Below are 24,847 nucleotides of genomic sequence, written 5' to 3'. Positions count from 1 at the left end.
GTGAAAAATTGGGTTTAAGGGATAGGTTTTCAAATTACGTATTTAAAAAGGCTGAAAAGCGTGGTTATCTTGATGATGTTTTAGGAAAGAGTATTCGTTATGGTGGTGTGTATGTTACAGATTCAAACATCTTACAATCTAGCGATGTTTACGAGTTGTTACAAGACATCAGTAATCAAATGGTATTGGCTGATATTGTTGTGGAAGATGAATTTGGGAATGAAATCAAGGATGATATGGCCCTTCAAATCTTAAGGAATCCTAACAACTATCTAACACAATCAGAATTCATTAAATTAATGACGAATACTTATTTACTTGAGGGAGAGACATTCCCGATATTAAACGGTGCTCAAATACATTTAGCTTCCAATGTTTTTACAGAATTAGATGATCATTTAGTAGAGTATTTCAACATCGGTGGGGAAGAAATCCCTCCGTTTATGATTCGGCACGTGAAAAATATTGGTGCAGATCATCTAAGAGGGAAAGGTATTCTTGATTTAGGAAGAGATACACTTGAGGGTGTTATGTCAGCTGAGAAAACGTTAACAGACAAATATAAAAAGGGTGGACTATTAGCATTCTTGCTAAACTTGGATGCTCATATCAATCCACAGAATGGCGCGCAATCAAAGTTAATCAATGCCATTTTAGATCAACTGGAATCCATCGATGAATCACGATCTGTAAAAATGATTCCTCTTGGAAAAGGGTACTCAATAGAAACGCTTAAAAGCCCACTAGATGATGAAAAGACCCTAGCATATCTAAATGTATACAAAAAGGATTTGGGTAAGTTTTTAGGTATAAATGTGGATACATACACAGAGCTAATCAAAGAAGATATTGAGAAAGCAATGATGTATATCCACAATAAAGCGGTAAGACCCATCATGAAAAATTTTGAAGACCATTTGAGTCTTCTTTTTTATGGCCAAAATTCGGGGAAACGAATTAAGTTTAAGATTAATATTCTGGATTTTGTTACGTATAGCAACAAGACAAATATCGGTTACAACCTGGTACGTACAGCTATTACTTCACCTGATCATGTTGCTGATATGCTTGGATTCCCTAAACAAAATACAAAGGAATCACAGGCTATATACATTTCAAATGACTTGACTGAAATCGGTAAGAAAGAAGCGGCCGATGGTCCATTGGGAGGGGGTGAAGAGAATGAAAATTGAGGTCCGGGGGAACCAAGTCATACTTGATGGATATGTAAATGTTGTGGACAGAGAAAGTCGAATGTTGCCTTCTCCAAGGGGATATTTCAAAGAGAGAATTGTCCCTAAGGCGTTTGAAAAAGCGTTACAGAAAGCAAAGAATGTGGATTTACTTTTTAACCACGATAAAAATAGAAAGCTTGGTTCTATTGAAAACGGAAATCTGGAATTGTATGAAGACAATATTGGATTAAGAGCCATCGCTACAGTTACAGATGAACAAGTAATTGAGAAAGCAAGAGATAAAGAATTGCGTGGTTGGTCATTTGGCTTTGTTTCTGAAAAGGACTCATGGGAAGAGGGCGAAGCGGGTGTTCAAAAACGATCTATTGAAGAATTAGAACTCTTAGAAGTTTCTATTTTGGATATGACACCTGCATATGTTGCCACTTCCATTGAAACCAGGGGTGAAAATACAGCCATGATTGAAATGAGAAGTGAAGAAGCAGCCGTAAAAACAGTTGTGGAAGATGATACAGAAGAAAGAAACAATCTTATCAAACAAATAAAAAAAGTTCTGGAGGACAACTAACATGGAATTAAAAGAAATCTTAAAAGCATCTCAAGCACGAAATAAAGCTCGATTAGCAGAATTACAAGGTAAAGTTGAAAAAGGTGAAGTTCGTTCAGAAGAATTAGCAGCGGTTAAGGCTGAAGTAGAAGCATTAACAAAAGAAGTGCAAACTCTTGCTGATGAAATTGCGAAATTGGAAGCAGGTGAAAAAGAAGGAGATCAGGACAAAAAGAAAGAAGAAGATCCAGATACAAAAGAAGACCCAGATGCAAAAACTGAACTTTCAGAAGAGCAACGTTCTGAAATCATGACAGCTATTGGAACAGGTCTTTCTACTAAAGGACATACATCTACTAAAAATAAAGAAATGGAAACTCGTTCAGCGTTCGCTAATTATATTGTAGGAAATATTGATGAAAAGGAAGCCCGTGCATTAGGATTAGTGACTGGTAATGGTTCTGTTACGATTCCGGATTTCTTGAGTAAAGAAATTATTACGTATGCGCAAGAAGAAAACTTCTTACGTCGATTAGGAACGGGAGTAAAAACAAAAGAAAATATTAAGTATCCTGTTTTAGTTAAAAAAGCAGAAGCGCAAGGACATAAAAATGAACGAACAAATAACGAAATACCAGAAACAGATATTGAATTCGATGAAATTGAACTATCTCCAACAGAATTTGATGCACTTGCTACAGTAACGAAAAAGTTATTAGCACGTACAGGTTTACCGATTGAACAAATCGTTATGGACGAGCTGAAAAAAGCTTATGTTCGTAAAGAAACGCAATATATGGTGAATGGTGATGAAGCGAATAACATAAATGATGGTGCATTAGCAAAGAAAGCTGCTGAGTTTAAAACAGATGAGAAAAATCTTTATGATGCATTAGTAAAAATGAAAAATACACCTGTGAAAGAAGTTCGTAAAAAAGCACGATGGGTATTAAATACAGCAGCATTAACAAAAATTGAAACGATGAAAACAGATGACGGTTTCCCATTACTTCGTCCGTTTAATCAAGCGGAAGGAGGAATTGGTTATACGTTATTAGGCTTCCCAGTTGAGGAAGAAGATGCGATTGACATGCCTGATTCACCAGATACACCTGTATTCTATTTTGGTGACTTTTCTAAATTCTACATTCAAGATGTCATTGGATCACTCGAAGTCCAAAAATTAGTGGAGTTATTCTCACGTACAAACCGTGTCGGTTTCCGTATTTGGAACTTACTTGATGCACAACTCATTCATTCCCCATTTGAAGTGCCAGTTTATAAATATATCTTGCAGGATGGAACGCAGACGAAACCCTGATGAACCGCTTCCAATTGGAGAAGCGGTGATTGGGAAGAGTTTGATACTTTCATAGGAGGGATGCCAGGATGGGAAAAACAAAAGAAGCAGTCAAAGCATTATTTGTGACGGGATATAAGCCAACGCAACAAGATTTTGCAGATTTAATTGATGTAGCAGGAGTGCAAGGGTCCAAAGGTGATAAAGGGGACAAGGGAGAAACAGGGGCAGCTGGTGTGAAAGGCGTTGACGGAAAAAATGGAACAAACGGCGCCAATGGTGTGGGTGTGAAATCTATTTCTGTAACGGTTGATACTGCTGGGAAAATTACAGGTGGAACATGGATTGGAACAGACGATAAATCAAATCCCATTACGATAAATAGCTAGTATGGGTACTGCATATGAATAATCTAATCGATACATTAAAAGCGCATATTCATTGGGAACAGGGCATGGATGATTCTATGCTCTCTTTTTATATACAACAAGGTCAGCGATATGTAAAAAAAGCATGTGGAAAAGAAGTTGAATACCTGGTCATTATGTGCGCAGGTATTTTTTATGAATATCGTGTGGCAGAAAAAGAATTAGAACAAGCACTGGATGCGCTGACACCGTTCTTTATTCAGGAGGTGTATGATGCCGAAGAGACAGAGCAATAAACTCAAATGGATAGGAGAACTGCTGAAATTGGGAGAAACGATCGATCCAGAAACGGATCGAGTTGTGATGGGATATCCATTCGAACGGAACATGCGGTATAACAATATTGGTGTTGCAGCAACTGATAAATTTACAACGAAAGATACGAATGAAATTGTAAAGAAAATTGAAGTCCGTATTGATCGTGATATTGAAAATAACCAAAAGGATTATCGTGTAAAAGTTGGTGGCCGTATTTATGATATTGAGCGTATTTATGTGCGTGAAGAAGACCGATTGATGGAGGTGTCATTGTCCTATGCAAATTAATTTTGAGCAATTACGAACGCTTATGAAGCAATCGGGCCTTCCTGTATATCGTGATGAAGCTCCTACAACGGCGAAGTATCCTTATATTGTGTATGAGTTTGTGAATGAACAACAGAAAAGAGCTTCTAATAAGATTCTAAAAGATATGCCACTTTATCAAATTGCAGTTATTACAAACGGAACTGAAAAAGATTACGCTCCGTTAAAGGATGTTTTTAACGAAGCAGGCGTGTCTTATTCTCAATTTGATGGAATGGATTATGACGAGAACGACGACACTATCACGCAGTTTATAACGTATGTGAGGTGTATCCAGTAGTGGCTTCCAATAACAATGGCTTTGCTGAAGCTTTAGAAGATATTAATACGCTATTACGAGTGAATAAAAAGGTCGAACTGAATGTATTAGACGAAGCAGCGAAGTATTTTGCTAGTAAATTAAAACCAAAAATCAAAGCATCCAATAAAAACAAGCGGACACATTTAAGGGATAGCCTAAAGGTCGTTGTGAAAGATGATCGTGTATCTGTGGAATTTAAAGAGGAAGCTTGGTATTGGTATTTAGTTGAACATGGCCACAAAAAAGCAAAAGGTAAGGGGCGTGTGAAAGGAAAACACTTTGTTCAGAATACCTTTGATGCGGAAGGGGATAAAATTGCTGATATTATGGCACAAAAAATAATAGATAGAATGTGAGGATGATATACATGACAATTGAAAATAAAGAAATTCAATATTCCGTAGGGATTGAAGATTTATATGTGTGCTTGATGAAGGGAAATGAAACTTCTAGTGCGCTACCAACTTATGAGGATATCGTTTATAGACAAACGAATATTTCTGATTTAACGATTTCCACTACTTCTACTAATTTTACAAAGTGGGCATCTAACAAAAAGATTATTAATATTGTCAAAAATACAGCGTTTGGATTAGCTTTTAATCTTGCTGGTCTAAATCGTGAAGTGAAAGATAAAATCGTAACTACTCAGCTTCTTCAAATAAAAAAACAGGCCAAATACATGTTTCCGATTCGAAAACATGAAAAGAAAATACTCCAATCAGAGAAAGAATCTATGCCAAATAGAGAAATTCTCTTATGAAGTCGTGTTATTCCAAGGAACCGTTCTAGTTTCTATGACTTGGTTTATCGCTTGTAAGACCGATTGTTTTTGTTTTTTCATGGTACTCATAAAGCTTCGTATCTGACAAAAAGATTCTGCGCCTTTCTTACTTCGGAAAGTCCCAGACACTTTCTGTTTTACTTTCGTCATCCGAATATCCCGTTCTGCTTGATTGTTATCAAATGGAATGGCTGGATGTTCTAAAAACGCTAGAATTCTGTCAGAATACTTGACGAAGCGATTCCATAAATTTTGAGAAGGCGTCTGCTTTCCTTTCTTCTTTTGTTTCGTGGAAAGAATCTGTTGTTCTTTCAATATGGATTGATACATAATAAACAGATTCTTTTGCGTCGCTTTTGGCATGGTACCTTCGGATTGCTTTTTCATCGTCAACGCTTGCGTTAGAAATTTCTGCATCTGTTGTGCCCATTGTTCTCCAGTACTATCTATAATTCCTTGTAAATCTCGTAAGAGATGGGCATTACATAAAACGTGACGACAATCTGTATACGCATCATACGATTTCCAACCATCATGCATCGCAATTCCAGAAAAAGATGGCAAGATTTCTCCAGCATCCATTGCTTCTTTTCCACGTTTTTGATGAATATGTTGCAATGTCACCTCCGGTGTACTGGCAGTATGTAACCATTGTGTTTTGTTTTCTACACGCATACCAGTTTCATCAAAATGGACAACAGGAGACTGCAGAATCTTTTCCTTTACTTCTTTTATGAATGGCTGCAATTGAGAAGCGAAAGCCTGTGTATGATTTACCAGGGTTCCTTCGCTTATAGAATGTCCAAAACAATCCTGAAAGAATTCTTTTGTTCGCTTCAAAGAAATGCATTGATAATGCGTTAAATAGGGAATCAGTCTTTTTATATTTGGACCATATTGAACAGGACGAGATACTGTCGAAGGAAATTGGGCTTCTTGGATAGAATGGCAATGTGGGCATTCTTTCTGTTCTACTTTATGTTCTGTCACTTCGATCTGAATAGGTGGTAAGTCATACACTTGGCGAATGCGATACCCTTTTACAGGCTCGTGGTTCAAGGAAGTATGACAACAAGTACAATATGTAGGAGAATGTGTAATCGTATGATCTGGAGTCGCTGTCAAACCAAGAGTATGTCCCTTGTGGCCCAACTGGCCACCCGTTTGACGATGAGACGGTTTGCGCAAACTTTTTGTAACGGGCTTACCCAAACCATCTGTAGAAGGTGGCTTATGACTATTTTTGGAGTTTTTTTTTGAAGCATTTTCTAGTTCTTGTATACGTTTTTCTAACTTAGAAAATGTTTCTTCAAATAAAGAAATAACAGCTTCAGGTCCTTTTTTATATGTATCTAAAATAATTTTTCGATCGACCATAAGATTCACCTCCCCTGTTTGATATACTCAGTATTTACAAATGGGAGGCATATGAAACTAGTAAAATTTAAAAAAGACACCGAAAGGTGGCTGAGTAGTTACATAAAATCTTTGCAAAAACACGCAAAAAAGGCGTGTCTTTTGAAACAGCGAAGGCGAAGGCGAAGGCGTATCCCAAGTTCGCAGTAGGTGTTGTATTTCCTTTAAATGATGGAACAAAAATAGTACGTTGGTATCCAAGATGTACGGTTGCTCCAGTAGAAGAATCTTGGAAAACACAAGGTGATGAAATGACTGTGGATGACATTGCCTACACAATTACAGCAGATCCATTGTTATGTAATGATGTAACACAAGCTGAATTAGATACGGGTGATCCAGAGGTAAAAGGAATGAAAGCTGAAGATTTCCTAAAACAAGTCATTTGTGATGAATCTCAACTAGCACAGCTAGGTGGAACAACTCAAACAGGTAAATAAGGAGGGCAATTATGGCACGTTTAAGTGATTTAGTAAATGTAAATATAACTAGAAATAGTATTAAAATACAGGGTGTTACAATCCCTGTTGTTTTTACTTTTGAATCTTTTCCTTATGTGGAAGAGGCATATGGCACACCCTATCATGAATTTGAAAAAGAAATGAATGATATGTTAGGAAAAGGTCAATTTAGCCTGGGGGAAAATGAAGCGAAATTGATGCGTGCATTAATTTATGCGATGGTACGTAGTGGTGGTACGGAATGTACATTAGCTGAATTGAAAGGTGCCATTCCTATGAATGATTTACCTGACATCTTCATTGTTGTATACGAAATTTTCAGCGGCCAAACTTTCCAGAATTCTGATATGGAGAAGCAAGAAAAAAAGTAAAAAACATACTGACTAAAAATGAGGAATCTCAGTCCGAATTGGACTGGGATTTTTATTTTTATGTCGGCAATACGTTGCTTGGTTTAAGTATGGATGACTTCTGGAAAATCACACCTGCCCATTTTTTAAAGCAATTCATCATGCATCTCAGATACAACAATCCGGATGCATTACATGAGCAGAAACCGAAACAAATCTACACGCTAGATCAAGCACCATTCCTATAAGAAAAGAGGTGAGGAAATGCCTGGGAATAGTAAAGAAAGAAACGTTGTTCTTCATTTTAAAATGGATGGTCAAGTTCAGTATGCAAATACATTGAAACAAATCAATATGGTTATGAATAATGCAGCGAAAGAATATAAAAATCATATTGCAGCAATGGGCCAAGATGCAACGATGACTGATAAACTTCTTGCTGAAAAGAAGAAGCTTGAAATTCAAATGGAAGCAGCCAAGAAACGTACAGCTATGTTACGTGCTGAATATCAAGCGATGTCTAAAGATACAAATACGACAGCGGAACAGCTGAATAAAATGTACGGGAAATTGCTAGATGCAGAACGTGCGGAAACGTCTCTTGATAACGCAATGAAACGAGTGAATGAAGGTCTTTCCGAGCAAGCAATTGAAGCCAGGGAAGCACGCGGAACTTTACTGGATTTACAAGAGAATGCTAAAAAGCTTGAAGCGGAACAAAAGAAACTAACAATCTCTTTTAAACTTCAGAATGCTGAATTAGGAGCAAACGCTAGTGAAGCGGATAAGTTGGAATTAGCACAGAAACAACTACGCCAGCAAATGGAAATGACTGATAGAGTCGTCCACAACTTAGAACAACAATTAAGTGCAGCAAAGCGTGTGTATGGTGAGAATTCTACCGAAGTGCAGCAACTTGAGGCTAAATTACACCAAGCAAAAACGACAGTAAAGCAATTTGAAAACTCATTACAGAGTGTTGGGCGAAGTGGTTCACAAGCTGCGGATAGTATGGCGGAAATCAATAAGAAACTTGATATGAACAATGTAATGGAAGCCGCTGAAGTTCTACAAGGAATATCCGAAAAATTGATTGAAATGGGAAAGTCAATTGTAAATACAGCAATAGAGTTTGATGGATCACAGAGGAAAATTCAAGCTTCATTAGGGTTGACTGGAAAAGGTGCCGAAAATCTTCAAAAGATTGCTGTTGATACTTGGAAAAAAGGTTTTGGTGAAAATCTTGAAGAGGTAGATAATGCGCTTATAAAGGTCTATCAAAATATGCGCGATGTTCCACATGAAGAATTACAAGGTGCATCGGAAAACGTTTTAACGCTCGCTAAAGTTTACGATGTTGACTTAAATGAAGCGACTCGAGGTGCAGGGCAGTTAATGAGTCAGTTTGGTTTATCTACACAGGAAACCTTTGACTTACTTGCTGCCGGTGCTCAAGAAGGTTTAAATTATTCGGATGAATTATTTGATAATTTATCTGAATATGCGCCTTTATTCAAACAAGGTGGCTTTAGTGCTCAAGAAATGTTTACGCTTTTAGCAAATGGAACAAAAAGCGGTTCGTATAACTTAGACTATATCAATGACCTGGTGAAGGAATTTGGTATCCGTGTACAAAATGGTTCGAAAGGTGTATCAGAAGGATTTGGTGATTTATCTGAAGAGACACAAAAAGTATGGAAATCATTCAATGAAGGTAAGGGAACCGCAGCCGATGTATTCAATGCTGTGTTAGGTGATCTTCAAAAGATGGATGACAAAGTAAAAGCAAACCAGATTGGTGTTGCTTTATTTGGCGTAAAATGGGAAGACATGGGCGCTGAAGCTGTACTTAGTCTAAATAATGTACATGGTGGTCTTGGTGATGTAACTGGACGTATGGATGAAATGAAGAAACTTCAGGAAGAATCTTTGGGACAGCAATTTCAAAAAGCATTAAGAGAAACGCAGGCTGCGTTAGAACCACTTGGAAAGAAATTTACAGAATTAGCTAAAGATATTTTACCTCCAATTGTTGATGGAGTTAAAGCTGTAATGGATTGGTTTAGTAAATTGTCTGAAGCCGATCAAACGCTTTTAATTGTGATGGGTGCATTAAGTACAGCGTTTATTATTCTAACTCCAATTGTAGCAGCTCTCGCTGTTTCATTTGGTGCGTTGAATCTGGCGTTTTTACCTGTGATAGCTACCATTGCAGCAGTTTCCTTAGTGATAACTGGTATTATCATGTTAATAAAAAACTGGGGTGCCATAACGGATTGGCTTTCTGAAAAATGGTCGCAATTTAAAGATTGGTTTGGCGAATTGTGGGCAGGTATAGTTCAGGCATGTAGCGATGGCTGGTCATCCACAGTTGATTACTTTTCTGGAGCCTGGTCAGATTTTTTAAATATGGCAAATGAGTTCTTTGAACCTATCGGTCAATTTTTTGCTGATCTATGGACTGGAATTTCTGATACGGCATCGGAAATTTGGACAGGTATTACTGATTATTTTTCAGAATCGTGGTCTTCATTCATTGAATTAGCGAATAGTATATTGTCTCCTTTGGGTGAATTTTTTAGTGGATTGTGGACGGGTATTGTTGAAACGGCAACTTCTATTTGGGATCAATTAAAGACAGCTTGGCAAGAAACGTGGGATACAATACTTACAGTTTTAGATCCGATTATTTCAGCAGTTTCCACAGTTTTAGAAGCAGGTTGGCTACTCATTCAAGCAGGGGCACAAATTGCATGGGCTGCAATATCTCAATATATTATACAACCTATCCAGGAAGCGTATGATTGGATAAGTGCAAAAATTGGCGAATTAGTCACATGGCTTAGTACGCAGTGGGAAATTGCAAAGGCTGCTGCACAAGTTGCTTGGGGCTTATTTAAACAATATATTACTCAACCTGTTCAAGAAGCATGGGATTGGGTTAAAGAACAGATCGGTACGCTTGTTTCTTGGTTACATTCACAGTGGGAGACAGTGAAATCATATACTTCCGCAGCGTGGAATTTAGTAAAGCAATATGTCATTCAGCCAGTTCAGGAATTATGGAATGCAACGAAAGAAAAATTGAATGATTTAGCGAATTGGATACTAGGTAATTGGGAAAAAATCCAATCTTATACACTTACGGCATGGAATTTAGTATATAAATATATTATTGACCCAGTTATTTCAGCTTATAATTCTGCAAAAGAGAAGTTCAATGACATGTACAATACGGCACGGGAAAAATTTGATTCTGTAAAGAATGCAGCGCAAGAAAAATTTGATGCAGCAAAGAGATTTATCGTTGATCCAATAAAAGATGCGGTAGATAAAGTAAAGGGATTCATTGATAAAATCAAAGGGTTTTTCAGTGATTTGAAATTAAAGATTCCAAAACCAGAAATGCCACACTTTAGCCTGCAAGCTAGTACGAAAAATATTTTGGGTAAAGACATTACTTTCCCATCCGGTATCGATGTGCAATGGCGTGCAAAAGGCGGTATCTTTACTAGACCTACAATTTTCGGCATGAGTAATGGTCAGTTGCAAGGTGCGGGAGAAGCGGGGCGAGAAGCAGTTTTACCGTTGAACAAAAAGACATTGGGTGAGATTGGTGAAGGGATTGCAGCAACAATGTCTACTGAACCAACTGTAATTCATATTTATAATCCTTCAGTGAGGGATGATCGTGATATCGACCGCATGGTCGGAAAAATAGATGATGCACTTGCTCAAAAAGGGCGTAATTCAAAAATAGGAATAGGGAGGACTTAAATTGCTAGACATAGGTATCGATAATCAGTTAGCAAGTGACTATGGAATATGTATGGTAGAGCGCCCTGTTATTCCTACAGCAGAACAAGAAGTAGAACATATTGAAGTGTCTGGTAGACATGGTTCACTTACAAAAAAAGGAGCGTTTAAAGACGTTTCTTTAAAAATAAAGTTCAATATGCTTGAAGAAGAGAATATTAAGCCGTTAGTGCGGCGTATGAAGGCTTGGTTGATGAATGGAAAGACATTATATTTTACTGATGATGATGTGTATCGAAAAATTAAACATGTTGTAGTAGGTGATATTGTAAATGAAATGGAAGAACACGGTGAATTTGAAGTGGATTTTAAGCTAGATCCCTTTGAATATACAGAGGATGTAAATCTAAAGCTCACCAAACCTGGTGTAATTTATAATCCAGGTACAATTGAATCTGATCCTAAGTTTTGGATTGTGGGAAATGGTACTTTCCGTATAACAATCAATGACGTCTCTTTTCAAATACAAGATGTGAATGGTTCTGTTGTCATAGACTCAGAAATACTTGAAGCATATACCGATACCATATCCATGAATCATAAAATGGTTGGGCAGTTCCCTATATTGGGCGTAGGAGAAAATACAATAGAGTGGTCAGGAGCCATTCAATTCATGGAAATCAGGCCAAGGTGGAGATATAAATGATTACTTTATATAAACCAAATGAAACTGATTTTACACACAATGGCATAGGGGCTTTAGATAAAAATATGTATAGCGCAACTGTTGAGGAAGAACTCAATGGTTTATTTTTATTTTCATTTCGTTATCCATTGTTTGCGCCGCGTGGTCTGGAAATAGAGGGAATGAGTATCATTAAAGTTCCAACTCCTGATGGTGAACAACTATTTCGAGTGGCAGCTCCTAAGGTCAGTATGGGTGAGATTACAGCGCAATGTTATCACATTTTTTATGACTTAACAGAAAATCTAATTGAAGACATTTTCGCTGAAACAACAAATGGTAATGGAGCTATGAATCGTATGTCAGCGGGATGCCAATACAAGCATCCTTTTCAGTTTTATTCAGATGTACCAAAGATAGCAAGTGCACGTATTGTTTGTAAAAATCCTGTGGAATCATTATTGGATTCTAGTCAAGACAATTCATTTGTTAATCGTTGGGGTGGCGAATTAAAACGAGATAATTTTGATGTGAAGATGCTGCAAAATCGTGGCATGGATCGTGGGGTAGTGATTCGTCATAAGAAAGATTTATTAGGATATGAAGGTAATGTGGATTGGAAAAGTCCCATAACTAGAATCATGCCACAAGGTTTTGATGGGTTATTTCTTCCTGAAAAGTATGTGGATAGCCCACTTATAAATAAGTATCCTCATCCTAAAATCAAAGTGGTTGAATGTAAACATATTAAAGCAGCTATTGGTGAAAATGCTGACGATGAAGATGCAGTTCCGTTAGAAGAAGCATATAGGTTATTACGCCAGGCAGCGAAGGATATGTTTGCTATTCAAAAGGTTGATCAGCCTAAAGCAAATTATAACGTTACGTTTCAGGAGTTATCACAAACGGAAGAGTATAAGGATTATAAGCATTTACAGAGTGTTTATATGGCAGATACGGTTACGGTTGAGCATCAAGAAGATGGTATTGATATAAAGGCGAAGGTAATTGCTTATAAATATGATCCAATAAAAAAAGAGTATCTGGATATAACCATTGGTAACTTCAAAGAATCCTTTACGGACGTTTCCGGTAGGGTTGACCTGGTACAAGAAGAGTTGTCCAATATGCCAGGCTCTATTTTGGATGCAGCAAAAGCAAATGCTACAAGCCTTATTCATTCAGGATTCGGAGGACATGTCCGTATTTATCCAGATCGTATTTTCATTATGGATACGAAAGATGAAAAGAGTGCGAAAAAGGTTTGGCAATGGAACTTGAATGGATTAGGGTATTCTTCCACAGGTGTGAATGGACCATATGGAACTGCCATTACAAGTGACGGAAGAATTGTTGCTGATTTTATTACTGCAGGTACATTAAGCGGGAACGTTGTTCGAGGGGGAGAAATAACAGGTTCAACATTACGAACTTCAGATAGTGTGAACTATGTAAATATTTCAAAGCAATTTATACGCTTGTATGAGTCATCTAAAACCAGGGTGTTTGTAGGGTATTACAAAAATAGTAGAAATGAAATACAGCCTACTCTTATTTTAGGTGGAGATTCAGATTCCACAGGGGCAAATGGCGCTATTATGGTGTACCAATTCTCAGAACCTGTTTAAAATCTTTTCAATAAAATTGCCACACCTGCCAATAAGCAAATCTGTCTACTATTTTCAAGTGTTCGTTCACAATTCTTCCACAGTCTACGGTAATTTTCCAACCAAGCAAAGGTGCGTTCCACAATCCAGCGTTTTGGTAACACGATAAATTTGTGAAGTTCAGATCGTTTGATGATTGCAACCGAACAATCAATCGTTTCTTTTATGGATTGCGCAAAGGATGGCCCTGTATATCCGCCATCACAAAGTATATTTGTCACCTTTTCCAATGTTTTCTTGTGCCTTTCACACATTTGGATGGCACCCTCTCGGTCTGTTATGTTCGCGGTTGTTACATCAATCGCATGAATGAGACCATTCGTATCTACAGCGATATGACGTTTGATTCCTGACACTTTCTTTCCAGCATCATAACCCTTTTCACCAGCTATCCATGTGTTTTTCACGCTTTGTGCATCTACGATGCAGAAACTTGTCTCATTCTTACGTCCATCTTGTTCGCGATAGGTTTTAACCAATTTTTTTATGCACTTTTTCGAGAAGACTTATGCCATTCTCGTCTACTTTCCGCCAAATCTGATAGTAGAAATAAACAGTTTGCCAGTTTGGGAAGTCACTTGGTAGATTGCGCCATTGGCAACCTGTGGTAAGCACGTATAGTACGCCGCAGAATACCTCATATAAATCAACTGTACGTGGACGCGTCCTTTTACGTGCGTTTTCCAAATCTTCTCGAATGAGTTCAAACTGTTCATGTGAAACGTTACTTGTATAATTATGTATCATAGAAAATATCCTTTTTTGTACAGATTATATCATAGATTCTAAACAGGTTCTCAGATACGAGTGTTAAGTCTGGGGGAATTGGAATGACAAAAGGACTTGATGGCAATGGATACTTGAATGCAGCTTCTTTATACTTTTCACAAACAGGTAACGCAATGCTTGACGCTGATAAAATGATTGTCCTACATGCCGAAAGTGAAATGAGATTTAAGGTTAAAGATCAATTCCGCTTTTATCGTAATGACAATTGGATTGCAAGTATCGGAGTTGGATCTGGAGGGGATACGGATATTATGCTCCCCAATGCAATCATACGAAATTCGGGTTGGGACAATGGGTATATCCAAGTGAAAACCGCTCTTGGGACATATTATCAAGGAGTAATTGCTTCAGACTTCAAAGTTTCTTCAAAAGAAACCTATAAAACCAATATCCGTCCTATTGCATTCAGTGCACTTGAAAAAGTAATGGAATGGGAAATGAAACAGTACAATTTGAAAACCGATATTCCAAAGCTGTATGAGATGCGTATGAATCGTAAGGAAGGAGAGCCGACCATTACTACAGAAGCAATTCCTACACATTATGGTTTAGTTATTCCAAAAGAAGCAGAAGAAAATGGTGTAGGCCTATACGGGATGCTTTCGCAATTGACAAGCGCATTTCAAGAGTATGTGACAAAAACGGATGCTAGATTAGAAGAATTAGAGCCATTACAACCTAAAGGAAATATAAAACATAGGAACAGAGTAAAACGTCAGAGAAGAACGCCTAGACACGTAAAAAGGAGTAGCTAGAAAGAGGGGTAGTCATGCGAAATGAGGAAATTATGATAGATTTAGCAGATCCTGTGTTTACAAAAACAATTCGTTCTCGGCAGAATGACAAGAATGGATTGAAGCTTACGGTGTACGTAAGAGAGGAAGGGGAGAAGGTGGATTTAACAGGATATGTGGTTAAATATGAAGCGACAAATCATACAGGAGTATTCATTCGAGATGATGCTCAAATAGTTGATGCAAAAAATGGTGTGTTTTCCTATACGTTTACATCTCAAGCTGTTTCCACATCGGATGATTGGACAGCGTATTTTGTGATGGAAAAAAGTACAGAACGAATGAGTACACCAGATATTCGTATTACATTAAGACGTGATGTGAAAGAAGGAAATATTAAAATTGAAAATTATATTTCTGATTTTGATAATCTCAAGAAACAGATAGATGCTTTGCAGCAAGCGGTTGATAAAATGGATGTTGTAAAGCGATCAGGTGGGATAATGACAGGTTATCTAACAATGAGACCAACGCCCGGTTCCAATATCGGAGTTGGATTCAATAGTGAGGATAAGTTATTAGATATCGGTCTTGTAGGAGCCTCGGATGGTCAATTCTATTTAAAAGACTGGAAAAACAATAAAGTGTTGCTGGATAAATCACCTACTGGGGTATTCAATGTTTTTGCTGATAATCTTCTAAAAAAAGCTGGCGACATTATAAATGGATTACTTGAATGTAAGAGTGATAATGCAATTGTATTAGGAAGTCGTTCTTATAAGACAGTTATTCATAAAGGGGCGCAAGGAGAGCTGATTTTTGCACCTTCCACCAAAGAACAAGGTGATTCTTGGGATTGGTCCAAAAGAGTAGAATTTCGAACAGATGGCACAATCAGACAAGCGTATGATACAGGATGGATTAACCTTCCTACAAATGGGGTAGAAAATGTTCCTGATAGAATTTTGAAGTACAAGAGAAGTGGGGAGCAGATTACTGTAATTGGCTCTGTTCGAAACCCAGTAAACACCACATGCCCATCAACTTAAGAGAACAAATAAACTGAAATTCCCTTCAAAAGGGTTATAAACTGTTCAACAGATTGATTGTTCTTAAAAATCCGCATGCGAAATAAACTCTAACGAGTTTTGTTTTTTAAATTATGCAGCTTTCTTTTGTGCTCTAGCTATACTATACTCATAATGGACACCCATGATATCAAAGACAGTTTTCTTCTCATATCTGTGAGATTTCCGCCCGTTTTTCTCTAGAAGGTGGAACAGGTGAACCAGAAACTTTGTTATCTCTTGGGTGTTTTGTATGGCTTGATAGAGGAGAAATAGATGATCTTGAATCATTCCAATCGCTTTATATTCACTTAATTCTTTTTGCTTCTTCTGTAACAAAAGTTGGCGCATTTTAAACATGGTAGAAGAACATAAGAAAATAGCAATCAGTTTCCCGTATAAATGGCACTCTATTCGTTCTTGTTTAACAGTGCGACAATGATCTATATGAAACAATGATTTCCACGTTTTAAAAACTATTTCTATCTGCCAACGTAAAGAGTATAGTTCATGGACTTGCTTCATCGAAACCCACTCCCACGGAGTGTTAGTTACATATACATTCAACCCAGATAATATTTTACTTTTTTTCGAATATGGTTTTCCTTTTTTCTTTTCACTTTCCATTTGTTTTTTTCGTCGTTCTCGTAATTGTTTTTCTGTTAGACGATACAGAACGAGTCGGGCAAACAAAACTTTTTGATCTCCTACATAAACATTACCTACTTCATAAGTTTCACCAGGTAACAAGCGCTCCATCATCATTTGCAAGTTGATTTTTACATATTCTGTCTGTTTTTTGAGTGCACCATTATGAAAAAATGTAGGATTAGGATTTTTGATATATACATTTGAATTTAACTTTAAGCGTGAAATAAAATATGTTCCCCGTTGATCCATTTGATCTAAATCCTCTAATGAAAAATACCCTAAATCACGAATACATAAATCGCCTGGTCGTAACGTATCTAAACATTCTGTTCCGAATGTTTTATCATTATTTTTTCCAGGCCCCACTTGAAAATTAAGAAATTGTCCACTATGTAAATCATATTCTAATTGAATTTTGATTCCAGCTGTTTGCGCACATCCACCTGAACCAGGGTATATATGCTCCAACGTATTAGGTACCTGAAACATGGTGGCATCCATGATGCGAATGCGTTGAAAATGAGCAAGAAGTTGATTAGAAATGTGAGTCTGTTCACAGATTTTTTGTTGTAATAACAAAGAAAAGATATGTTTTAAAAATAACACTGATTTTTCATTAAATCGTTTATTTAAGCCCTCCGGGCTAAGTACAGTACCTGTAACTGCATGAAGCCTACTACATAATCGGACTAAAGAATCACTGGCCACCCTTTGGCTAATCCAAATACAAATGGTAGCTAAATCTGCCCCTGAAAATTTGCGTTTTCTTTTTACAAATTTCATCTCTCTTGCTAGTTCTTCCAAAAAATCAGGTGTGATATAGCGCTGTAATTCTTCTGCAAATGGTTGTAACTCCTCTTGAAGCAAGAGATTCATAAAAAACGTCACCCTTTCTCATAGATTATTAAGAAAGAATAACGTTTTTTTGTACTTTGGGGTAGTAAAAAGCCTTAAGTTGATGGGCATGAGTAAACACCACGGTTTTTGCAACGCTTCCAACTGGGTTTAGACCTGTACAAAATATCGCTTTTCCGGCACTCGCTTATGGTAATGGACCAACAGTTTGTGAAGTTACAGTTAAAAGTGATGGCGGAATTTTCGTAAATGGTGTTCAAAGCGGAAATACAATTCATATTGCAATGAACTTTTTAATTTAAATCGTACAAGTTAAGCGTGCATAAGCAGGCTGCATAAAGGAGAGAAAAAGATGGATCGTATCGATATAGTATTAAAAACTTTTATTGCCACGTTTGGTGGCTTCTGTGGGTATTTCTTGGGAGGATGGGATGCAACATTGAAAGTTCTAGTCATCATGGCAGCTAGCGACTATACCACAGGAGTAGTCGCAGCTGGATATAACGGAGAATTAAAAAGTAAAGTGGGTTTCAAAGGCATCGCCAAAAAGGTGGTGCTTTTTCTTTTGGTCGGAGCGGCCGCTCAACTAGATACAGCACTGGGAAGTAACAGCGCAATTCGTGAAGCGACTATTTTCTTCTTCATGGGCAATGAGTTACTTTCACTTTTAGAAAATGCTGGTCGAATGGGGATTCCGTTGCCACAAGCTTTAACAAATGCAGTTGAGATATTAGGTGGGAAACAAAAACAAGAAGAGAACAAGGGAGAGGTTCAATAATGGAAATCAGAAAACAATTCGTTGACCCAAGTAAATATGGTACAAAGTGTCCGTATACCATGCATCCAGAGTGGATCACCGTGCACAATACGTACAATGATGCATCAGCAAAAAATGAAGTAGCATATATGATTCGGAATGACAACCAAGTATCGTTTCATATCGCGGTAGATGATAAGGAAGCTGTACAAGGAATTCCGTTAGAGCGTAACGCATGGTCCTGTGGTGACGGAAACGGTTCCGGTAATCGCAAGTCTATTAGTGTAGAAATCTGTTATTCTTTAAACGGTGGAGAGAGATACTATCAAGCGGAAGATCATGCCGCTAGCGTTGTAGCACAGCTCATGAAACAGTACAGTATTCCCATTAGCAAAGTACGCACACACCAATCGTGGAGCGGAAAGTACTGCCCACATCGTATGTTAGATGAAGGACGTTGGAATTTCTTTATAGAAAGGGTGCAAAACGCCTATAACGGTGCAGGTGCATCCACACAATCATTAAATGGGGTAGGTGTTGTTACGATTATAGCGGATATATTACGCGTTCGTAAAGGTCCAGGAACGCATTATGACATGGTAAAAAATGTGTGCCAAGGAGAACAGTATCAGTCGTGGGGATATAAAGATGGTTGGTATAACGTTGGGGGAAATCAGTGGGTTTTAGGTGAATATGTGAAATTTGAAAGGTAAAACATATCATGTAAATAATAAATGAAATAGGTATGCGCAAGGAAGAAGCAAGCCAGGGTAGTGGTCTGGCTTGCTTTTTTTTGATGGGCGTGTTTTTTGTCAGGCATATCATAAACCAGGAGTACTTTATGTTATGTAAGATACAAGCAATATATGCTATCACATAAAAAAATTTCCACAGTGGCCGTTATCACTGTTAGGAAATCTTGCAACATAGGAAACTAGGGGCGATAGATGGACCAGAAAAGAAGAGATTCCTTTTGTAGGAAATGATGTGAAAACCATGGCGCAGTGGAGAGAACATGCGGCAATTTTTATTGTATGACAAGAAATAGGGCGGGAGGAAAACGTAGGTGGGGCAAGCATTGGCCGATGTAGAGGAATGCGTGAGAGGGGGAGTGACTATGTACGGGGGTAAGGGGCAGGGTGTGTCTGTTTTGGTGGGTGAAGGAACTGAAAAATGGGAGAGTAGCAGAAGGGGAGTTTGTATGGTTTGAAAGCTAGGAAAGTAGGAATCTATTATGCGTTTGCTGGATGTATGTACGATTTTCTTTTGTTTCTTTGGCGCAATAAGAGATAAAGTTCCCGATAGGGTGTACCCGAAAGAAAAAAGTGAAAACAACCAGAATCAGCATATTGAGGAATCTTTCTTGTTCGTTGCGATGCAACGCATCATATAAAGAAATGCCCATCCTCTACCAGGAATAAGAAAATCTCTCTTTCGTTGCTTACTGTATTCTATACAACGCCCAAGCTCTTCGTGCACATTTTTTGCTCATTTCACCAAAAAAATGTGCTAACACACAGAAAAAATAAAAAAACAACCTATTCATATGGTAAATAAAACCAATCGTTCTTTTCCTAGTCACTGTAACATCGCGCACATTACGTGATAAACATATTCTTTTTTCGTTTGATGAGAGGCATATACATATAGCAATCCTTACTATTTCTATTTTTTCAATAGGGTACACCTTATTGGGAACTTTTTGTGTGGAAATCCTTGTGTGTATGGCATTCTTTTTCTTGTGCTTATTTTTTTTCGTTTGTTTTGATTTTGGAAAAAAGGAGGTGGTATCATGACGAAAAAAGTGACGGTGGCACAAACCGTGACTGATTTGGAGCTGCTAGGAATCATTCAACAGTTTCAGTGGACCACAACCAGTCAGCTTGTTTCTTATATTGGTTTTTATAACAGGCGACGCATTCTGCGTAAACTGGAGAAACTGAGTCCCTATCTTCACATCATTACAGAACCGTCTCGTCATATTTACGGACTCAATAGCAAAGGCGGTGCGTTACTGGGAACGTCTCATGTGACCATTTTGACAGAGTTACAAGACATCTACGATGTCCTCTATCATAATGAAATTTGGGAATGGTGCGGGTATCCTGAGTGGCGGTGGCAAGAAGAGGTATTGTCTTCTGTAAAGCGGGACCCGCTTGTGCCGGCAGCGTATTGGTATGACCGGAAGCGATTGCATCTTGTGGAGATCGATAATGGAGAAAATCTACATCACACACTTTGTAACATGCGTCGGTATGAAGGACTTGTGAAACATGCAGAAAAAAGCGGCAAGTCTGTACCGCAGGTTTACTATTTTACACCTGACCGTCAGCGCCTAGCCTGGCTCGAAGAAGCACTGGGCGGGCATAAGCCGTGGCTACGGTGTGTGCATCTATTAAAAAAAGGAGGAATGATAACATGAAGCAAGAAGATCACAATGTGGTACCCATGTTGGTACCCACGATTCCCATTACACCAGCGGAAGAAGCACAGCTGATTACGCTGTTTCAGCAGTTACAAACCGCGGTGGTGAATTATTTTGCCAATCCGACGATACTACCAAATCAAGCGCTGCAGCAAGCCTGTGACCAGTTATACACGTTTTTACTCAATACGTTTCCGACGCCAGATGGGCGAAATGCGACGCGGTATAATATGTTTCTTTTACTTGGTACGACAAATTCGTTAGCCAGCTTGACTGCACCGGTTGGGCAAATCGCAGAGATGTTAAATGCGCTGTATAACGCGCTTTCTGTATTTGTCGCGTCTCTGATCACGTCTTCGCCATCCGTTCAAAATCAATTGTTCGTCATTCTCATCAATTTATTTGCAGCAACATCCACAAAGCTGAATACGGTGCAAGGAGAAACTGGACCAGCGGGATCACAAGGACCACAAGGGTCACAAGGACCAGCGGGTCCACCTGGCTTACAGGGACCGCAAGGAACGCAAGGTTTTCCAGGTGTGACAGGACTTCAAGGGCAAGAAGGAGATCAGGGACCACAAGGCGCACAGGGATCACAAGGACCAGCGGGTCCACAAGGCGTGCAAGGACCTGAAGGAGACAATGGTGTGACCGGACCAACGGGACCGACCGGACCACAAGGACCTCCGGGACCAACAGGACCGACGGGGGCGATTGGCGTCAGTAATACATTATTAGCAAAGAAAAACAAGGGCACCTCATTTCTGGTAGAGGGGATACACAAAAACAATACGCAAGGAGGAAACAGCGATGACGAATGATCACAGCAATTCAAACAATCAAAACCTCGGTCTACCAGATATCGGACCGATGATCACGCCAACGGTTCCGATTACCCCTGCGCAAGAAGCAGCTCTGTTAAACTTATTTGCCAATCTACAGTTAGCCGTAACAGCTTACTTCAACAATCCCACGCCCGCTACGCAGTTACAGCTCAAAAACGAACTAAATCTCCTATACAACTTCTTATTGAATGAATTCCCGACACCAGCTGGACGGAATGCGACGCGGTATAGTTTGTTTCTCTTACTTGGTACGAGTAATCAATTAAATGGTGTGGCGCAAATCGGAAAAATTTCGAATATGATGCAGTCGTTGTATAACGCGCTTTCGATTTTTGTAGCCGAGCTGTTGACGTCGAGTCCCGCAGTAAAAAATCAACTGTTGAACACACTTACCTTTACGGTGACGATTACGTCTGATGTGCCGTCTGGATCTCCAGGACCAACGGGTCCAGCAGGGTCACAAGGGTTGCAAGGTGCACCGGGCGCACAAGGTGCACAAGGTGCGGCTGGATTTACAGGACCACAAGGGGTGCAAGGGCCTGCAGGGATTCCAGGTGTGAAAGGCGACCAAGGAACGCAAGGAATGCAGGGATTACAGGGACCAGCGGGACCAACTGGGATTCCTGGGCCAGAGGGTGATAATGGGGTTACCGGGCCACAGGGGCCAACTGGGCCGACTGGAGTGACGGGACCGACTGGGCCTACGCCTACGTTGCCGGCAGGGAATGTGTTTGTGACGAACTATGGTAGTGCGAGTGTCTCCGTCGTCGATGGAACGTTATATACCAAGGTAACGACCATCGCGGTGGGCACGAATCCTTACGGCGTGGCGGTGGACGTGGTCAACAACCAGGTGTGGGTGGCGAACGCTAACAGTAACAGTAACAGCGTGTCGGTAATTAACGCATCTTCGTACGCCAAGGTGACAACCATCGCGATGGGCTCGAGTCCTTTCGGTGTGGCGGTGGACGCGGCGAATAACCAGGTGTGGGTGACGTACGCTAACAGTGACAGTAGCAGGGTGTCGGTAATTAACGCATCTTCGTACGCTAAGATGATAACCATCACCGTGGGCTCGAGTCCTTACGGTGTGGCGGTGGACGCGGCGAATAACCGGGTGTGGGTGACGAACCGCGGCAGTGCCAATGTGTCGGTAATTAACGCATCCTCGTATGCTAAGGTGATAACCATCGCGGTGGGTTCGAATCCTCACGGTGTGGCGGTGGACGCGGCGAACAACCGGGTCTGGGTGGCGAACCGCGGCAGTGCCAACGTGTCGGTGATGGACGCATCTTCGTACGCCAAGGTGATAACCATCGCGGTGGGCACGAATCCTCACGGTGTGGCGGTGGACGCGGCGAACAACCGAGTCTGGGTGACGAACGCTAACAGTAACAGTGTGTCGGTGATGGACGCATCTTCGTACGCTAAGGTGACAACCATCGCGGTGGGCACGAGTCCTCGCTATGTGGCGGTGGACGTGGTCAACAACCAGGTCTGGGTGACGAACTACGGCAGTAACAACGTGTCGGTGATGGACGCATCTTCGTACGCCAAGGTGACAACCATCGCGATGGGCACGAATCCTAACGGTGTGGCGATTAACCCACCAAGTTTATAAGGGAATCAGGAGGTGTATGCCTCCTTCTTTTGTAGATGTACAATGAAAACTGACGCACCTCAGTTTCACGTGAATCCCTACCCAAATCAGGGCCATCGGCACAGTTATCTTTCGAGGAATTGCTGGAGAATAGCCAGATTACTAGCATGCATATGGGCCTTACGCTGTGCAAAGTTATGAATATCCCTGAAGCTGTCGATATAGTTATAGACCATGTTTTTAAATGTTCGTGTAAAGTAACCCATCTAACACCAAAACAACTATTTTCACAATCATGAGTAAAGCTTTTAGGAGGAGGGAGTAGAACGGTTTTTATTCAGATAAAACCATAAGAAAAAACGATCAAGGGAACAACAGGAAATGTTCGCTATTTTGGAACAGCTGGAACGACCATTCTCATTGCCAATCTACCCATCACGTAAAAACAAAGATGCACAGTAGAAATACCCATTCTAATTACGCCATATGTGAAAACAAGCGCACTTTCAGCGCTAGGATTAATGAGATGGGTATTCAGTCGCCTGATACAAGATACGAGAAGGGGAACGAAAGTTCACAGCAACCCTAAATGTCAGAAAAAGAAACAGCATCCGTCATCAAATGGACGATCCTATGTAGAGTGAATACGCACAGTGTGAGTTGTTTGACAAGAAGCACAATACAATTCATGGATAGTTTCAACATCGAAATACCTAGTTCACTGCAGCTAGGTATTTTTATTTGCTCATACATGCTGTATCGAAGTAGAACTTGTCCATGATGTTATTTACAATCCCGTTGAAATACGCGAATGTTCCTTTCTTCATGTTTACGCGGGATTTCATTTTCATCACAAGCTCTTTGATAGCTACTAAGCCAATCGTAAGCTCCTGTTCTTTCGTAAATGCGCGTTGCCCTGTTGTATAGTTCACAAATCGATTGCACTGTCTTACGACCTTCCACAGTTCTTGAATGGTTTTGGATTCATGATAAAAAGAGCGAGTGAAAGAAACAAAACGTTCGGGTACCCAGTGTGCGACGAAATTAGCTTGCTTAATGTTTTCTACAAGTGTTGTGTCGTTCTCATTACTATTACGTTTGTTTATATCTTTTATATTTTGTTTTAAGGAAACAGGTTTTGTTTTAATGGTAGGACACTTTGCAGGACTTTTTGTATCTATCTTGTCGGACACTTCCTCTACAATAGGTTGGATAATAATAGCATTTGAAGTTTGAAGCATATCTTTTGTGCGCTTCATTGCGACTTGTTTGATTATCTTTAAATCCACAAGCTTCTTCATTAAACGTTGTACAGTTTTATAGGATACTTTCATTTTTTCAGCAATTCTATTTTTGCATAGGAAACTAACACCTACGTATTTACAGCTGTGGCGTTTTAAAATTTCAAGTAGTGCAATTAGTTTAGATTGTACATCCGTACGCTTAATAGACATACGGATATTATCTCTGTATGTACGTATAGTTTTGTTTAATTCTTCAACTTTTTTAAATGTAGAAAGATTACAATAAGTTTTTTTACTTGCAATAACATCAATACGAGTTTTCATTAGTCGGCTCCTTTGTTGGAACAAAAAAGCAACGTCACCAATTTGGTAAACGTTGCTTAAGAAACCCTACATGATGTACA

General features: G+C 39.3%; 21 protein-coding genes and 7 pseudogenes. 23 read left to right on the top strand and 5 right to left on the bottom strand.

Features of this window, described 5'->3' with window-relative positions:
• Positions 1-8 precede the first annotated feature (8 nt).
• From MHI28_RS12220 to MHI28_RS12180, 9 genes and pseudogenes are all read left to right on the top strand, one after another.
• Positions 9-1,193, top strand: a complete 1,185-nt coding sequence (locus tag MHI28_RS12220; protein ID WP_340827998.1) for a phage portal protein — start codon at positions 9-11, stop codon at positions 1,191-1,193.
• Positions 1,183-1,764, top strand: a complete 582-nt coding sequence (locus tag MHI28_RS12215; protein WP_340827997.1) for an HK97 family phage prohead protease — start codon at positions 1,183-1,185, stop codon at positions 1,762-1,764. The genes MHI28_RS12220 and MHI28_RS12215 overlap by 11 nt, the downstream gene beginning before the upstream one ends.
• A 1-nt stretch (position 1,765) precedes the next feature.
• Complete coding sequence (locus tag MHI28_RS12210) at positions 1,766-3,064, top strand: phage major capsid protein (RefSeq protein WP_340827996.1); 1,299 nt, start codon at positions 1,766-1,768, stop codon at positions 3,062-3,064.
• Positions 3,065-3,132: 68 nt separating this feature from the next.
• Positions 3,133-3,432 carry a collagen-like protein gene (locus MHI28_RS12205; protein WP_065485728.1) on the top strand — a complete coding sequence of 100 codons (300 nt, stop codon included), beginning with the start codon at positions 3,133-3,135 and terminating at the stop codon, positions 3,430-3,432.
• 14 nt (positions 3,433-3,446) lie between these two features.
• The gene (locus MHI28_RS12200) at positions 3,447-3,707 is read left to right on the top strand and encodes a head-tail connector protein (RefSeq protein ID WP_065485727.1); all 261 of its coding nucleotides are present in this window, start codon (positions 3,447-3,449) and stop codon (positions 3,705-3,707) included.
• A complete protein-coding gene (locus MHI28_RS12195) occupies positions 3,685-4,017 on the top strand; it encodes a hypothetical protein (RefSeq protein ID WP_340827995.1) in 333 nt (110 codons plus the stop codon). Before MHI28_RS12200 ends, MHI28_RS12195 begins: the two co-directional genes overlap by 23 nt.
• Complete coding sequence (locus MHI28_RS12190; protein ID WP_340827994.1) at positions 4,007-4,336, top strand: hypothetical protein; 330 nt, start codon at positions 4,007-4,009, stop codon at positions 4,334-4,336. Before MHI28_RS12195 ends, MHI28_RS12190 begins: the two co-directional genes overlap by 11 nt.
• Positions 4,336-4,713, top strand: coding sequence for an HK97-gp10 family putative phage morphogenesis protein (locus tag MHI28_RS12185; RefSeq protein ID WP_340827993.1), 378 nt, complete (start codon positions 4,336-4,338; stop codon positions 4,711-4,713). The genes MHI28_RS12190 and MHI28_RS12185 overlap by 1 nt, the downstream gene beginning before the upstream one ends.
• Before the next feature lie 11 nt (positions 4,714-4,724).
• Positions 4,725-4,997 (top strand): annotated as a pseudogene (locus MHI28_RS12180) (phage tail protein); the annotation flags it as partial.
• Positions 4,998-5,114: 117 nt separating this feature from the next.
• Here the strand turns inward: MHI28_RS12180 and tnpC are convergent.
• Positions 5,115-6,518, bottom strand: coding sequence for an IS66 family transposase (tnpC, locus tag MHI28_RS12175; RefSeq protein WP_100910632.1), 1,404 nt, complete (start codon positions 6,516-6,518; stop codon positions 5,115-5,117).
• A gap of 104 nt (positions 6,519-6,622) precedes the next feature.
• On the opposite strand from tnpC, the pseudogene MHI28_RS12170 reads away from it, so the two are divergent.
• From MHI28_RS12170 to MHI28_RS12145, 6 genes and pseudogenes are all read left to right on the top strand, one after another.
• Positions 6,623-6,997, top strand: a pseudogene (locus MHI28_RS12170) (phage tail protein); the annotation flags it as partial.
• Between the two features lie 11 nt (positions 6,998-7,008).
• Entirely contained in the window at positions 7,009-7,389 is a 381-nt protein-coding gene (locus MHI28_RS12165) for a hypothetical protein (RefSeq protein ID WP_340827992.1), read from the top strand.
• Positions 7,390-7,427: 38 nt separating this feature from the next.
• The gene (locus MHI28_RS12160; RefSeq protein WP_340827991.1) at positions 7,428-7,616 is read left to right on the top strand and encodes a hypothetical protein; all 189 of its coding nucleotides are present in this window, start codon (positions 7,428-7,430) and stop codon (positions 7,614-7,616) included.
• 16 nt (positions 7,617-7,632) lie between these two features.
• Positions 7,633-11,145 carry a phage tail tape measure protein gene (locus MHI28_RS12155; protein ID WP_340827990.1) on the top strand — a complete coding sequence of 1,171 codons (3,513 nt, stop codon included), beginning with the start codon at positions 7,633-7,635 and terminating at the stop codon, positions 11,143-11,145.
• A 1-nt stretch (position 11,146) separates the two neighbouring features.
• Positions 11,147-11,830 (top strand): phage tail protein, encoded by a 684-nt coding sequence (locus MHI28_RS12150; protein WP_340827989.1) that lies wholly within the window; start codon positions 11,147-11,149, stop codon positions 11,828-11,830.
• A pseudogene (locus tag MHI28_RS12145) lies at positions 11,827-13,428 on the top strand (phage tail spike protein); the annotation flags it as partial. The gene MHI28_RS12150 and the pseudogene MHI28_RS12145, both read left to right, overlap by 4 nt.
• A gap of 5 nt (positions 13,429-13,433) precedes the next feature.
• Here the strand turns inward: MHI28_RS12145 and MHI28_RS12140 are convergent.
• A protein-coding gene (locus tag MHI28_RS12140; RefSeq protein WP_445661794.1) for an IS5 family transposase occupies positions 13,434-14,223 on the bottom strand; the annotation gives its coding sequence in 2 pieces (ribosomal slippage) (positions 13,434-13,950 and positions 13,949-14,223; 792 coding nt in all).
• Between the two features lie 44 nt (positions 14,224-14,267).
• Here MHI28_RS12140 and MHI28_RS12135 point away from each other — a divergent pair.
• Positions 14,268-15,020 (top strand): annotated as a pseudogene (locus MHI28_RS12135) (tail fiber domain-containing protein); the annotation flags it as partial.
• A gap of 14 nt (positions 15,021-15,034) precedes the next feature.
• Positions 15,035-16,045 (top strand): annotated as a pseudogene (locus tag MHI28_RS12130) (BppU family phage baseplate upper protein); the annotation flags it as partial.
• A gap of 114 nt (positions 16,046-16,159) precedes the next feature.
• On the opposite strand, the gene MHI28_RS12125 reads toward MHI28_RS12130, so the two are convergent.
• Complete coding sequence (locus MHI28_RS12125) at positions 16,160-17,593, bottom strand: IS4 family transposase (RefSeq protein ID WP_233936233.1); 1,434 nt, start codon at positions 17,591-17,593, stop codon at positions 16,160-16,162.
• A 95-nt stretch (positions 17,594-17,688) separates the two neighbouring features.
• Between MHI28_RS12125 and MHI28_RS12120 the strand changes: the two are divergent.
• The 6 genes and pseudogenes from MHI28_RS12120 to MHI28_RS12095 all read left to right on the top strand — a co-directional run.
• Positions 17,689-17,874, top strand: a pseudogene (locus MHI28_RS12120) (hypothetical protein); the annotation flags it as partial.
• A gap of 50 nt (positions 17,875-17,924) precedes the next feature.
• Complete coding sequence (locus MHI28_RS12115; RefSeq protein ID WP_277547959.1) at positions 17,925-18,350, top strand: phage holin family protein; 426 nt, start codon at positions 17,925-17,927, stop codon at positions 18,348-18,350.
• A complete protein-coding gene (locus MHI28_RS12110) occupies positions 18,350-19,042 on the top strand; it encodes an N-acetylmuramoyl-L-alanine amidase (RefSeq protein WP_277547957.1) in 693 nt (230 codons plus the stop codon). The genes MHI28_RS12115 and MHI28_RS12110 overlap by 1 nt, the downstream gene beginning before the upstream one ends.
• 1,079 nt (positions 19,043-20,121) lie before the next feature.
• On the top strand, positions 20,122-20,751 hold the full coding sequence (locus MHI28_RS12105; RefSeq protein ID WP_340827986.1) for a hypothetical protein: 630 nt from the start codon (positions 20,122-20,124) through the stop codon (positions 20,749-20,751).
• A 26-nt stretch (positions 20,752-20,777) separates the two neighbouring features.
• Positions 20,778-21,575 (top strand): collagen-like repeat preface domain-containing protein, encoded by a 798-nt coding sequence (locus MHI28_RS12100; RefSeq protein ID WP_340828444.1) that lies wholly within the window; start codon positions 20,778-20,780, stop codon positions 21,573-21,575.
• A complete protein-coding gene (locus MHI28_RS12095; RefSeq protein WP_340827985.1) occupies positions 21,565-23,220 on the top strand; it encodes a collagen-like repeat preface domain-containing protein in 1,656 nt (551 codons plus the stop codon). The genes MHI28_RS12100 and MHI28_RS12095 overlap by 11 nt, the downstream gene beginning before the upstream one ends.
• A gap of 104 nt (positions 23,221-23,324) precedes the next feature.
• On the opposite strand, the pseudogene MHI28_RS12090 reads toward MHI28_RS12095, so the two are convergent.
• Positions 23,325-23,465: pseudogene (locus MHI28_RS12090) on the bottom strand (cytosolic protein); the annotation flags it as partial.
• 471 nt (positions 23,466-23,936) lie between these two features.
• On the bottom strand, positions 23,937-24,767 hold the full coding sequence (locus MHI28_RS12085; RefSeq protein ID WP_340827984.1) for a helix-turn-helix domain-containing protein: 831 nt from the start codon (positions 24,765-24,767) through the stop codon (positions 23,937-23,939).
• Positions 24,768-24,847 lie beyond the last annotated feature (80 nt).

The organism is Bacillus sp. FSL K6-0268, from assembly GCF_038005425.1.
Classification (GTDB): Bacteria; Bacillota; Bacilli; order Bacillales; family Bacillaceae_G; genus Bacillus_A; species Bacillus_A thuringiensis_S.
The sequence above is the reverse complement of the archived record's forward strand: the minus strand, read 5'-3'. Positions and strand labels throughout refer to the sequence as shown.

Coding starts and splice junctions, on each gene's coding strand:
- MHI28_RS12125 (WP_233936233.1), bottom strand. CDS start 17,593: ATGAATCTCTTGCTTCAAGAGGAGTTACAACCATTTGCAGAAGAATTA.
- MHI28_RS12115 (WP_277547959.1), top strand. CDS start 17,925: ATGGATCGTATCGATATAGTATTAAAAACTTTTATTGCCACGTTTGGT.
- tnpC (WP_100910632.1), bottom strand. CDS start 6,518: ATGGTCGATCGAAAAATTATTTTAGATACATATAAAAAAGGACCTGAA.
- MHI28_RS12200 (WP_065485727.1), top strand. CDS start 3,447: ATGAATAATCTAATCGATACATTAAAAGCGCATATTCATTGGGAACAG.
- MHI28_RS12100 (WP_340828444.1), top strand. CDS start 20,778: ATGTTGGTACCCACGATTCCCATTACACCAGCGGAAGAAGCACAGCTG.
- MHI28_RS12165 (WP_340827992.1), top strand. CDS start 7,009: ATGGCACGTTTAAGTGATTTAGTAAATGTAAATATAACTAGAAATAGT.
- MHI28_RS12205 (WP_065485728.1), top strand. CDS start 3,133: ATGGGAAAAACAAAAGAAGCAGTCAAAGCATTATTTGTGACGGGATAT.
- MHI28_RS12105 (WP_340827986.1), top strand. CDS start 20,122: ATGACGAAAAAAGTGACGGTGGCACAAACCGTGACTGATTTGGAGCTG.
- MHI28_RS12095 (WP_340827985.1), top strand. CDS start 21,565: ATGACGAATGATCACAGCAATTCAAACAATCAAAACCTCGGTCTACCA.
- MHI28_RS12155 (WP_340827990.1), top strand. CDS start 7,633: ATGCCTGGGAATAGTAAAGAAAGAAACGTTGTTCTTCATTTTAAAATG.
- MHI28_RS12195 (WP_340827995.1), top strand. CDS start 3,685: ATGCCGAAGAGACAGAGCAATAAACTCAAATGGATAGGAGAACTGCTG.
- MHI28_RS12210 (WP_340827996.1), top strand. CDS start 1,766: ATGGAATTAAAAGAAATCTTAAAAGCATCTCAAGCACGAAATAAAGCT.
- MHI28_RS12190 (WP_340827994.1), top strand. CDS start 4,007: ATGCAAATTAATTTTGAGCAATTACGAACGCTTATGAAGCAATCGGGC.
- MHI28_RS12085 (WP_340827984.1), bottom strand. CDS start 24,767: ATGAAAACTCGTATTGATGTTATTGCAAGTAAAAAAACTTATTGTAAT.
- MHI28_RS12110 (WP_277547957.1), top strand. CDS start 18,350: ATGGAAATCAGAAAACAATTCGTTGACCCAAGTAAATATGGTACAAAG.
- MHI28_RS12215 (WP_340827997.1), top strand. CDS start 1,183: ATGAAAATTGAGGTCCGGGGGAACCAAGTCATACTTGATGGATATGTA.